This window comes from Rheinheimera sp. UJ63 (assembly GCF_021568285.1).
In the GTDB taxonomy this organism is placed as follows: Bacteria; Pseudomonadota; Gammaproteobacteria; order Enterobacterales; family Alteromonadaceae; genus Alishewanella; species Alishewanella maricola.
The window spans coordinates 58,979-72,047 of sequence record NZ_JAKGTQ010000006.1 but is presented as its reverse complement, the minus strand read 5'-3'; the positions used below and the strand labels follow the sequence as shown (position 1 = coordinate 72,047).

The window sequence follows — 13,069 nt, the reverse complement described above, 5'->3', positions numbered from 1 at the left end:
TGTTCTCTTTTTACCCGACTTCCTCTCCCTGAACCAGTGTTTTTTTACGTTGTGACTCACCTGTTAATTCCAGTCGGTGGGCGTTGTGGATCACTCTGTCTAACAGCGCATCTGCAACAGTTGGATTATCCATTAATCCGTACCACTCCGAGACCGGTAACTGACTGACTATAATTGTGCTGCGTTGCTCGTAGCGATCTTCAATCACGTCCAGTAAATCGCTGACTTGTTTACCTTTAAATCCCTCAAGGCCCCAATCATCCAAGATCAACATATCTACCTTTTGTAGCTGTACCAGTTGTTTAAGATAGCTACCATCAGCATGCCCCATTTTCAGGCTTTCCAGTAACCGACCTAACCGGTAATACAGCACGCGTTTATTCTGTCGGCAAGCTTGCTCACCTAAGGCGCAAGCAAGATAGGTTTTGCCGCTGCCGGTGGGGCCGGTTATCAGGATATTCTGATGATACGTCAGGTGATGTCCTTGCATAAGTGGCGTAATTTGTTCAGCTCGCAAGCCGCGCTTTGCTGGATAGCGTAAGCCTTCAGGTGTCGCTTTAAGGCGCAGATTAGCCAGTTTTCGTAACCGTTGTAAGCGGGTGTTATCCCGCGCCAGATGTTCTTGCTCGACAAGTAATCCCAGTCGTTCATCGAAGCTCAGCTCGGCATAAGTATGGGGCGCAAGGCGTTGTTGCTCCAGCGCACTAGCCATGGCTGCCAGCTTAAGTTGGCGCAGTTGGATAAGTAGTGCATCCATTAGTATTGTCCTTATTGATAGTATTTTGAGCCACGGATGTTGATGTGTGTGCTAGGGATAATGGTGTTTGTTTCATCAGGTTGCCAGCGAAGATCTTCACCGTTTTTCAGCAGCTTTTTGATGACCGGTATATAAGGTAGCTGGCGACTGATGGCCAGTGCGCAGGCACTTTCCAGCCTGTCACTACCGTAGCGTTTTTGCTCACTCAGTAGCGCCAGGCAGGCGCGCTGTGCCTGAACCAGATGGTCTTTACTGCGTTCAACGGCTAATACCACCGCCAGGGTGTTGGAGCCAATATGCTTGGCCCAGCTGCGAATACGCTCTGGGTTCCACTCCTGATAGGCTGCATGGTTTTCTGGCATATGCGCTATGTCAGTCGTGTGCCGGTAAGCGTTATGGCTGCGGGGGTGCTGTGCGACACATTTAGCCTGATGGTAAACCTTCACCAGCGTTTGCGTGGCACTGATTTCAACCCGCTCACCCACTAAACGGTGTGGCACCGAGTACCAGTGATTGTCGTACTGTACGTGGTAATCTTTGGTGACTTTCGCAATGCGATAATCGGTGTACTCATAGGCATAGGGCGGCAATGGTTGTAATGCAGGCGCATCCAGCAAGGTAAACAACTGCTCACGGCTGGCACCGTTGTAATGCTTCATGGGCCGCTGGTTAAGCTCAGTATTCAGTGCCCGGATGGCTTGATTTAGCGCAGCCAGTGAGTAAAACACCTGATGGCGCAGCCGAGCTAATACCCAGCGCTCAACAATCAACACAGCGGATTCGACTTTGCCTTTATCCTGCGGTTTGCGTGGTCGGGTGGGCATCAGCGCACAACCATAATGCCTGGCAAGCGCTTTGTAATTGTCGTTAAGCACCGGCTCGAACTTATCCGCTTTATCAACCGCTGCTTTGAGATTATCGGGTATCAATAACGCCGGCACACCACCTAAAAATGTCAGGCAGCGGCTGTTCGCCATCAGCCAGGACTCCATATCCTGACCTTCACAGGCTTCAATATAGGTGTAGTTCGATGCACCCATGGTGGCGACGAAGATAGCCGCGTGTTTTATCTCGCCGGTTTGAGGGTTCACAATCGGCACCGTCGGGCCACAGAAGTCGATAAACAGCTTCTCACCGGCTTCATGATGCTGCCGCATTGAGCGTTTTTGTACAGCACACCATCGACGATAATGTTCGCAGAATTGCGTGTAACCAAGCGCTTTATTGCCATGCTCAGCTTGATACTCCTGCCATAACAGCAGTTTGGTGACGCCTTTTCTGCGCAGCTCAAGGTGTACCTGCACCCACAACGGCAAGACCCGCTGTGTACTGTAATCACGGCCAGGGAATAACTGTTTGTCGAGACTATCAAGCGGATAATCGGTAGCCAGCGGCCAGCTCAGGCCTAAATTGTTAAAGCGGATAACCAAATCACTGATGGTTGCCCGGCCAATATTTAAAGCCTGAGAGATTTGCCGATCGCTTAACTTGGCCTCGAATTTGAGGCGAAATATATCCAGATAAGTTTGCATATCTGTCCTTACCATTTTCTTTTTACGTGTCATGACTACTCCGGCGAACAGTTAAAAAACTGTTATGCCAAAGTCCGTAAAACGAAGGAAGAACAAACTGGCCGGACGATACCGAAACAGGTGGCCGGATGATACCGAAATGGGTGGCCGACTCATGCCGAAATCGCTGGCCGGATCATCCCGAAATACGCAAAAGAAAAGAGGCTGAACAAAAAGGCCACTTCTTCATGCAGATTGACCGTATCAATCACATCTCACCAAATAATGCCTTATCCGCTGTATTAAACGCAATCGAAGAGTCAAAATCAAAAGTAAAAAATGAATTTTTGAATTACATAAATAAAAAACCAAATACCAAAGAAATTCGAAGAGAATATACTGAACGTTTAAAAGTGAGTGCAGAAAACTGCACAAAACAATTAAAAGATTTTTGTCAAAAGCATAAACATCAGCTTTTAACTAAAAAAAACCAATATTTAAAATCAGACGATGTTAAGTATCTATGTGGTAATTGTGGAGCTGAACGGAATTTAAATGTAAAAACACTAATAGAAACAAAAAGTGGCTTTTGTAATATTTGTAAAAGACGTGATTTTAATAGTAAAAGACGAGAATACGAATTATCTTCTCGACTTGGTTATATTTTCTATAACTTGCCAATTGATATTAGGGACCAGTTAGTTAAAAAACCGATTAGTTCTCATATCATATGCCCCAAATGCAAAAAAGAAAATAGTAAATTAAGAAACATTGGACGATTAGTAGATCGCATCCAAAACTTTAACGGTTTCCTTTGCTATTATTGCCTAAATACTGGTGATATAAAGTTTCCAGAGGGCTTTTCCCTTGGGGATTGTACTCAGCAGAAACCTCACATCATCGATGTAATTAAAAAAACTGGACTGGGTGACTCTGAATATTGGTATAATTATGTATCATTCATTAAAACGCCTGTCAGTGTAGCACGAGAGGGTAATTTTGAAATCGTTCTGAGCCTTAGTTGTGCAAACGGACATGATAATAAAAAGACATTAAGAAAATGGCGTAAAATTATTAATTCACAGAAAAGAAATAATCAAAATAGCTTTTGTGATACTTGTAATTGTAAATAACATTGCGAGTGATTCAATAATTATGAATTCTGACTTTCTTAACTATTTTAACTTAGCCTAGAGTGGCTGATTTTTACTATGTGATGCAGGCATTAGGCTTAGCGCTCCAGAGAATTATTTAGAGTGCATCGTTCTGAACCGCATCTAAATACGTAATGATAATCTGCTTTGCCTCTGAGCGTACTTCTATTTTTGCAAGAGCTAAGTTTAGCACCTGCACAGGTCTGAGGTATCCTCAAAAATGGATTTAATCAGCGGTGTGATAAAAGAGCTACCTACAGCCAATTACCGCGAACATCCGTAACATCTCCTGCCTTAATGATCAGCAACCACAACGAAAGGTGTGGTTGCTGTTATGCTTACAATGATACTGCTATTTTAGCCTCGATATGGTGTACAAAATTTAGTATGAGCAAGAGCATTAAACATCGAGTATTTGAATTTCAGCTTCTGAGGATATATCAGGCTCGTCATTTGTTGTTGTAAAAAGGCTGAATTCCCTTCAAAAGGATATTCTTTTGCTAGTGCTTCTAGCGTATGCTCCAACAAAACATCACCAAGATAACTTTTTTTACTCGGTGGTATGAAATAAGATATGTTACTGTTATTAGTTAAATCTTCATATTGCTCATCAATAGCGAACGAAAAACCACCACCGACTCTAAAGCGAGTATCTAAAATTGATTCTATTCGAATAATATCGTTAAAGTATTCCTTGTCTGTAATGCCGTAATAATCGTACAAAATCACATTATACTTTGTTATTTTGCAGTTCTGAGTATTAGGGTTGCTTATAAATTCTGGATATTCAATATTTTGGGTAAGCTCAAGACACAAATCTAAATTCCAGCGTTTTGCGACTTGCGGCAATTGCTTTAGTTGGTTTTTCTGATTATCTAGCCATATTTTTTCTTCTGCAGTTACATCGCTTAAATCAATATGAAGTTGTTCAAAAGCCAGTTGATATTTGCCGAAAGACTCTAGCGGAGTAAAGTTTCGAAGAATATCATTTATCAATGCACGAAATAATCTTTGTTTTTTTTCAGCGGTTGAGAGGCCTGCGCCTCTATTTGTTGTCCGATTAAATATTAAGTTGGCATCATCATCAATACCAACATTTAGCGTATATATCGCTTCAAGTTGCATCAAGTCGCTGACAATTGTCTTTCTGTCAGAACTGGTGTGCAAAATCAGGTACTCTACGAAAGCATTTTTGTCACAACGCCCTATGGATTTAATAAGGTTCTCTATGAAAAACATCCGGTTAGAACGCGCTTCAATTCTGCTTTTCGTTATATCAGGATGATTTTTTATGCTTGCTGATGATTCAAGAAAAGGACTATCGGTTTCGTCAGTATCAAAACTCATTATCGCAGTGGGATTGTTGCCTATACTGCTGTGAGAACCGTTTTCTGTTGTCGCATTATGTTCTGGCCAGTTAAGCAGAATTGATTGATAAAATTCAAAGGTTTTAGTATAAATTTGGAAAAAAACGGCGAGGCGAGAGTTACGCCGTCTGAGCAGCAAATTATCGGTTATATCAGAACTTGAGGGGAGTCTAACAATCGCGCTAATGACTAAATCAAATGAGTGCAACTTAGACATATAGCCATAATCGAATGATATCTGTTTAAACAGTTCTTCGTAGATTTTATCATCTAACCATTCAAAGCCTTCAAGTTTCTCATTTTTAGCAAGTCCTTCATCACTCTGAGAACTATTTTCCTTATTAAACCTGTGTTGTTTAGTGTTACCTGTGTGTTTTATTAAAAATATTAAAATTTGATTTATGTTAGTCCTCACGTTGTTTAGATAATAATCATCTTCTTCATAATGATTATGTTCATCATCATCACAGTTAGTCTTCGCCCAACAATTAAAAGCTTGAGAATAATTAATGGCAGCAGGGGTGGAGTCTAGCGAATAAGATTCTTGGAGTTTTTTGTTTTCACTGAGTGATAAAACATGATAAATAAAAATCGTTAGATCAAAGGTTGTAAAATCTACATCTTGGTTGTTTACTTTATGACCGTTTCTATTCAACTCTTTCTGTTCATTACTGGCCTTGCGTATAAAGTATTTCAGTTTTAACGTCAGTGTGTTGCAAAATTGCTTTGCAGGGTTTTTGAGGTTTGACTCTTGTATGTTATTAACTAGCCAAATATTATTTTGCGATGACAAAGGGGCAAGTTCGATTAATCGTTCTAAGATAAGTGACGATATAATGGTACTGCCACCATTCACAACGTGACTATAAGCACAAACACCACAAATAAGATCAGATAGATGCTTTGCTAAAGTATTTTTGACCCATGCTTTGTCTGCAATTCTATCAATTGTCTCCTTGCTCAATAAGATTTTTATTAAGTTTTTCAAGGCGTTCATAGATTGGGACTGAAAAAATTTTAAGATAGACTTTTTAAATGAGTGTCTAAATGCTAAAGGTTGTTGAATATTTTTAAACTCATGAGCTTTTAATTTCTTAATGTTTGGTAACGTATTTATGCCACTCATGCACTCATGAAAATAGTTAGAAAAATCATAATTATAAGATGAAGCAACTCCAGAGGCATAAGCTTGAATGGTGGTATCTAGATATTCCTCTAATGACGGGGAGAAAGAGTAGGGAGTAAATTTCTTTACAATTAAAGCGAAGATGATATCACTCTCGGTTAAGCAGGCTAATGCATCGTTTTTTTTATTCCGAAACCATTTATCATGTAATTTATTAATGCGATTGGTTTGTTCTAGGTAACTAAGTGCGGACAGAGTGTTGTTTTCTGTTATTTGATAATGTTTAAACGATTCTCTAAATCGATACGTTAAAGACTTGCAGTCTAATCCGTTTTGATACTGGTCTAGGCTGTGTAAGATGAATCGATAGAGTAGGCTTTCTTTCTTGTTAATTTCTTCACTCATAAAGTCATCTAGGCTTTTATCAATACATATCTTAAAAACCTTAGCATAAGCAAAATTGCCTGCCAACAACTTTAAAACGTTGTAGCAAGCAACTCACAATTCAGAGGTATATTACCTAGAACATTTTTGCTGTTGAAATACATGTGTGGATGCTGAGTGATCAGGGTTGTTTTTTACAATGTTAATTGAAGATGCTTTAATTATTTCATGAGTATTCTCATGCGAAAGAAATCCATGGATCACTAGCTGATTATTTTCCTCAGACAGCGAATGAACTTTCATAGAGTAAACTTTACTTGCAGATTCATCAGTTGTGTACTTGAAGGCAATATCATGATTAAGACTCTGCATTAACGCTTTTAGTAGGGCATTATCTATAATATTCTGTCTTTCAAACTTGATAATGAGATCCCTATTTTTTTGCCACTCAAATATACGATGTTTAGGGTTCACTTTGTGCATCACGGCTTGTTTTTTGCTTAAATCGGCTAGCTTTTGATTTAAGCTTTCTTGGGTAAATGCAGGAAAAGTGTCCATATTTTCCTTTATCAAACTAAGGATGGCCATGTCAGTTTCTGAGATTGTTGCTGCCGATGGCGTTTTGCTAAAACGCTGCCAACATTTACTACCTTCGTAAGAAAACTCACATTCTTGCACATTAAAAAATGCAGCATATTCGTTTAAATCTCGGCTTAGTTGGCTTTGAGAAATGTCCATACCAAGCTCAGCTAACTTCGCAGCGATCTGTTTTGAAGAGAGAAAGTTGGGGGATGCAGGAATAATTTCAATAAAAGTCGTAAGTACGCGAAAAATTGTAGATGAAGACATAGCCACCTCGTGTTAATATTGGTCTGTGCTGTTGTTGAGAGATATCTTATCGTTACTCTTTAATAATTTTTCCTTGAAATAAGCACTTTTTTTATTTTTTTATTTATATTTTTAAATGGTCGCTTTTAGATTGTAAGTAACTGTTTTTGAAGTATTTTTCTTTTTAAAAAATCGCTTTTTATTTTTAATTTTTTTTGTAAAACGCGATTTTGCAACACATATCCCGCCTTTCTTTTTTTACTTTAATTTAACAAATCAATTTTTACGTTAGCGGTTTTTTCTCCATTTTGTGGAATTCCTTTGGATTCTTTAGTTATTTACATTAAACTCACAGCAAATTAGCGTTATATTCTATTAGTAGCCAATTTTTTGCGTAAAAAAAGCGGGGTGCTCTAGAGTCACCCCGCTTTTTTCATTTTATGAATGGTTATGCTTTAGCATTCTTCTTATTTGGCAGCGTTGCAATGTTGTCTAGCTGATCTTGATCTAACGTTTCTTGCTCAAATAACACTTCAGCAATTTGTTTCACTAAAGCCCAATTTTTCCGCAAGTACGTTTCGCTGGCTATAAACGCGGTATTCAACCATTCTACTACTTCGTTTTCTACCTTGGTCTGTAGCATAGGTAATTGCTTAAAATCAGCTAAACCTAAGCTGTCTGAGAAACCCAGATCCGATATAGCACGTTTCGCGAGTAGTGTGGCCTGCTGAATATCATGACTGGCGCCAGCTGAAATATCATCGTCATGTTCACTGAGTAGTTTCTCCGCTGCGCGTCCAGCCAAAAGCACTTGCAACTGAGCTTTATAATTTGCTTTTGTGTTGCTTAACACTTGCCCGTCCAAATCAAACATAGTAATTCCGCCAGATCTTTCATGTTCTTGGATCGACAAGTTGGTGCACCTCGCTTTGGGGTGCAAATGTTTGTACATAAGGTAATGGCCTGTTTCATGATAAGCAATGGCCAAGCGGTCTTTATCATTATAGGAGCTAACGGCTTTTTTATTTCCAATCGTAGCCGCTAGCAATTGTTCGTCTAGCATACTCGCACTAAATTGGCATTGCTTAGTGAGAAGCGTTAGCTGTAGATCGCGAAACAGTGTTTCAAGAAAACCATATGATGCACCGCTAACGCGTTTGGCAAAACTGAGTAAGGCAGCATCTGTTAATTGAAACTTATATTTATTGCAGCATTGTTCGATAAAGCGTGTGCGTGCGGCGAGATCGGGTAATGGGATAGTTACCATTTTATCAAAACGTCCGTGACGCATCACAGCGGGGTCAAGCTTATGTGCAAAGTTGGTTGCGGCCAACACAAAAACCGGATTATCACTGTTGTTAAAGCCATCTAACTGGGTTAGCAGCGTATTAACCGCTAAACGGCCATGTATAGAGTTTTGTTCACGGCTCAACGCGATGGCGTCAATTTCGTCAAGAAAGACAATACATGGCGCATAACGTGCAGCCACCTCAAATAAGTGATTAATGTTGATAACCACATCTCCATTCATCAAATCTGCTGCGTTTACCGGAATAAAGGGTACTTGACACTCGCCTGCAATGGCTTTTGCAAAATAACTTTTACCTGTCCCAGGTAAACCTGCAAAAAGATAGCCTTTTGGCATATCCAGTACAAAGTCATTTGCACCACGTAGCCGTTGTAAAATGAATGTCATACTCTGTTTTAGCTCATCTTGACCAATAATATCTTGAAAGCTAATTTTGGGAATGCAAGGTTCCTGCATGTAGGGTGCTTCAAAATCGTTAGGATCAAAGCGTTGCTCATAAACAGGGTGTTGCAGGGTGACTTTGAAACCATCATCAATGCGCGTGAGTTGATAATCAAACTCAACCATCATTTTACGCTTACGTAGTTGCTCAGCGCTGGTTAATAGGCGACAACGTTTAGCAACCTGCTTAATAAATGCGGTTAATGATGGAACGGTAAAATCAACAAGCTTAAAGTGCCGTTCTATTTGTGTTGGTTTTATTGCTTCGTCAACACCCTGATGTTGATAGCCAAAACTGTAAAAGTGTAAGTTGCCTTTATGTTCAGCAGCCAGTTCGGTCGAGCATTGCGGTTGATCAATGAGTACCGCTTGGATATTTTGCTCGCTAGATAATTGCTGGATTTGCGATACGTCCGTTAATACTTTGCAATTTGGAAAGTACTTTTTAAGCAGCCGCGTTAACAGGCGATCCTGAGTCACCACAGCATAGTGAAAGTTCGCAATATCTTCTGCTATTTCAACTTCGATACGTGGGTCGTTTGCGGTTTCTTCGATTGTTGATAACACAAACTCTACAATCTTGCCCTGTAGTTTCGAGGCTTGAGCTAGGATGGTTCTTGGTGCAAGGTCCCCACCCAAGGTTTCAACGAGCATCTCAGGTAAGTCTTCAGGCCAGCAAAGCGTCTTATCTTCGCGCGCAATATTTGCTGCATGCTCTGCCATATTGAGTAAGTCTTTAATCTCTAGCTCTCTGAATAGCGCTACACTACCACGTGATAAGCGGCTGATCAGTTCAGATGACAAACCGACTTTCCCCGGTTTTTCAGCAAGTAATGCACTTAAATCGAGCGGTTTATTTTTTGACAGACTTTGTTTAGCGGCTTTTTGCCCGAGATTTGTCGTGAACACGAAAATACATTGGCTAAAATCAACGACCTTGTTGGTGGTTTGATCGGTCATTTCACCTTTTTCCAATAGGGTGAGTAATGACTGGATAACCGTACGATGCGCTTTTTCAATTTCATCAATGATAATAACGGTACGGGGGGCGATCAGCACTTCGGTGGTAAGTTCGCCCAATGCTGAATCAACATATTGAGACCCCGTACCAAAGAGTTTCATTGATGAACGATCATCACTGTACATTTCCATATTAAGTAGTAGTTTCCGATAGCTAGCGCCGTACACTTCATTTAAAGCATCAACAAGTGTTTCGGCCAATGCCGTTTTTCCTGTACCGGATGCTCCCATAAAAGTCACAATGCCTCTTGGACCGGTTTTTTTAGCGTTAAAGGCACTGGCTACCATTTCCGTAACCGCTGAAATGGCATGCGTTTGTCCTTTAATCTTCTGCTCACAGAGCTTTTTGAATTGCTGAATTTTGCGCTGTTTTTTAAACACCGATGGTTTTTCTTGGTTTAACCGCCCTAACTCTGAGAGGACATCTGATTCAAAATCCAGATCCAGATTGTTTTGAAACAGCAGTGCAAGGTTCGCGTAATCAAACACAATACCGCCACTTCTATCTTCAGTGTATTTGAAGATGAAATGTAAAAATTCAAAAGCACTCTTTGAGCTATTTAAACTGTTCTTGAGCTCTACAGCAAAATGAAACCAATCATTGCTGGGGCTTTTTTGGTCAGGTGAGAAAGTTCGGCGCTGATATTTATCATGTAGCACTTTTCGGCAGTCAATTACGCATTCAGGAAATTGCAGTTCTTGCGGGGCTTTACCTGCTCTAGTTGCAATTTTATGCAGAACGGTTGGAACGCCAAACAATGCAGCAAGTATCATAGTTTCATTAAATCTCAAAGCATTATACTCTGACGTATCAGCCTTAAACTGTTTGAGATTACCCAGTGACATGCTTTGACTTACTGCGATATAGGTCAACTGTTCAATAAATAGCATAACCTCATCATTTGTATCTGATAACAGCATCTTGTTAATAGGCTCAGGAAAAGCATTACGCTTACGACTATTAATCAACGAGTTTGATTTAGCGCACGCTTTTCTTTGCTCAAAAACCTCAGCACGTTGTTCCTCTGTAAGAGTTGAATAGCTAGAACTATTTTTTACTCTTTTCTTAGAAATATTACTGCTTTGTTTACGTTCAGAAGCGATGGCTTGAGAGAACGCTTCAGCTATCGCGTCATCATTGACTGACGAATTTACATCTTCAAATGAGCTGTCTGATTCATCGTCGTATTCAAGCAAAGGCAGTAATTCGTGCGCTGCAGCCATGATGCCTTCGGCTAAGGAATCATAATTCAGTTCATCTTCATTAATTAAGTCGTTATGTTCAAAATCGAATTCTAGAATGGAGTTTGCGTCGTAATTGTTCATATGTGCCCCTAAGAAGAAATAGTTTAGTAAGTGCTTAGGGGTATCTTATTAATGAGGAATGCAACTGACGCATAGGCAAACAAATAAATTGGTTTTTTTGAAAAATTTAGTTAGAAAACATGTTTGCAAAAAAGCGGTTGATAACGGGGGGTTAAAATAGCACCCCTTAGAGCGGGGTGTTTACTCATTGTAAAATGATGACACTAGATTACCACATGTTTCACTTTAAAAGGACCATGGGTTGCAATTGCTATAGGCCATAACTTTCACCATCAAGGACCATCGATTGCAGCAATCATTCATTAATTTCAAAGATTGCTTTGAGCGCAGGCTGTGCAAAACCTCAAGATTTTCTGACTTTTGATCAGGTTAATCCTGAGCATCGGTAAATTGCAGGATTCAGGTTTTGGTCTCAAATTCAGAAATCTTTGCCACACGAAGGCCGACCATCAGAGCTATCTCTGCTTGAGTAAAATCGTGCTCTTTGCGATATGCTTTTACCAGTATGCTAAGTTGTTCTGGACGAGTGATCCGCATATAACACACTCCACCTTGTTATATGTAATTTGCTATAAAGATATACGCCTTACCGTAATTTTTTTCAATATACGCTATAGCGTAACAAAAGGAATTGAGCTTGGTGGTGGTCTATGGCGGGAGTAGAGTGGGTATGTATAGCAGTTCGAACACTTAAAATTATCTAGAAAGTGTCGAAAAAATTCGACACTGAAACTCATATTTTTTCCTGGTTTGAAAAAGTTTTGTCGTGAGTTTTTCTGGAGGAAGTCACTTTTTCTCAAAAGCAAAGTGACCAAAGATGTGACTATTTGGGCTAAAAAGGTGTGGTTTTTAGTGTTTACAAAGGAACTTAGAGATTATTTTAGCTAAAGATCTCAATTGTAATGCTGCTACTGGCATATGCGGGAGTGGTGAAGGAGGTCGCACCCTACAAGATATTTATAACAGTGACCAAGAGTTTACTTCTAACGGGTTCACCGTTAGCGGCTCAAACTTTTTGAACAAATATTATGTTTCAATCTCATACTCTTTAATAGATACAGATACTGAAAATGACGACAGTGGTTTAGTCGCAGGTGTAGATGAACAACTAGCAATAAGACGAGTGGGTGGATTCGATAGTGAAAAAATTGTCTTTAGCACTGGAGTAGAAATAATAGACGGGCTAACAGTTGACTATCTCTTAATCGTTGTAGCTGGAATTGATAATGAACAGCTAATAAGAGGTGGATATACCGTTCATGATGTTAGTGCAAAATATCAAATGTATTCAGATCCACCACTGACTCTTTATTTAGCAATCAATAACTTGACTGATAAATATTACGCAAATCATTCAACGATTGAAAGGCAGGGTGAATATCGCAGAGATATTGGACGAGATATTCGATTCAGTTTGAAATATGAATTTTAAACCAGTAACAGGCTAGCTGTAACATATCTGGCTGGTAACGATTTTTACCCTGACTTTACCGCCGCCCTGCTTAAAAACAAAGAGGGTTCAAATAAAACCAGACTCTCTTATAAAAATTGACAAATGACATTGCCAAGCGTAAGTCTTTTTCATGTAAACCTTTTTAGAGATGGCAGTAAATGCAGACAAGATATCGTATAGCGGGGTTAGCCAGTACTGATCTTGCTGCTCAAGAAAAATGGAGAAGTTTTTAGCGTGACCATCGGTTGCACCTAGCAGCCAGAATAAAATCTGGCTACGCATGAACGTTTCTCTATCATGTCTGGGATTTGCTGCACCAAGCAGTTCCTGTAGAAGGTGCTAAGTTCAGTAAGCAAAGATCACCGCAAAACAGCACGTGAAATTCACTGACTT

The 13,069-nt window shown here is 39.9% G+C and carries 8 protein-coding genes; 2 read left to right on the top strand and 6 right to left on the bottom strand.

Annotation, left to right across the window (positions count from 1 at the left end; genetic code table 11):
- Positions 1-10: 10 nt before the first annotated feature.
- Positions 11-757, bottom strand: coding sequence for an IS21-like element helper ATPase IstB (gene istB / locus L1N97_RS14575; protein WP_229588528.1), 747 nt, complete (start codon positions 755-757; stop codon positions 11-13).
- Between the two features lie 11 nt (positions 758-768).
- The gene (istA, locus tag L1N97_RS14570) at positions 769-2,322 is read right to left on the bottom strand and encodes an IS21 family transposase (RefSeq protein WP_236130298.1); all 1,554 of its coding nucleotides are present in this window, start codon (positions 2,320-2,322) and stop codon (positions 769-771) included.
- Positions 2,323-2,417: 95 nt separating this feature from the next.
- Between istA and L1N97_RS14565 the strand changes: the two genes are divergently transcribed.
- Positions 2,418-3,401, top strand: a complete 984-nt coding sequence (locus L1N97_RS14565; RefSeq protein ID WP_236130297.1) for a hypothetical protein — start codon at positions 2,418-2,420, stop codon at positions 3,399-3,401.
- Between the two features lie 378 nt (positions 3,402-3,779).
- On the opposite strand, the gene L1N97_RS14560 is transcribed toward L1N97_RS14565, so the two are convergent.
- The 3 genes from L1N97_RS14560 to L1N97_RS14550 all read right to left on the bottom strand — a co-directional run bounded on the left by L1N97_RS14560 (position 3,780) and on the right by L1N97_RS14550 (position 11,223).
- The gene (locus tag L1N97_RS14560; RefSeq protein ID WP_236130296.1) at positions 3,780-6,320 is read right to left on the bottom strand and encodes a hypothetical protein; all 2,541 of its coding nucleotides are present in this window, start codon (positions 6,318-6,320) and stop codon (positions 3,780-3,782) included.
- A gap of 111 nt (positions 6,321-6,431) precedes the next feature.
- Complete coding sequence (locus L1N97_RS14555; RefSeq protein ID WP_229587738.1) at positions 6,432-7,148, bottom strand: hypothetical protein; 717 nt, start codon at positions 7,146-7,148, stop codon at positions 6,432-6,434.
- A gap of 427 nt (positions 7,149-7,575) precedes the next feature.
- Complete coding sequence (locus tag L1N97_RS14550) at positions 7,576-11,223, bottom strand: AAA family ATPase (protein WP_236130295.1); 3,648 nt, start codon at positions 11,221-11,223, stop codon at positions 7,576-7,578.
- Between the two features lie 1,015 nt (positions 11,224-12,238).
- Between L1N97_RS14550 and L1N97_RS14545 the strand changes: the two genes are divergently transcribed.
- A complete protein-coding gene (locus L1N97_RS14545) occupies positions 12,239-12,655 on the top strand; it encodes a TonB-dependent receptor (RefSeq protein ID WP_236130294.1) in 417 nt (138 codons plus the stop codon).
- 87 nt (positions 12,656-12,742) lie between these two features.
- Here L1N97_RS14545 and L1N97_RS14540 read toward each other — a convergent pair whose 3' ends face one another.
- Positions 12,743-13,000, bottom strand: a complete 258-nt coding sequence (locus L1N97_RS14540) for a HipA domain-containing protein (RefSeq protein ID WP_268964792.1) — start codon at positions 12,998-13,000, stop codon at positions 12,743-12,745.
- Positions 13,001-13,069: the final 69 nt, after the last annotated feature.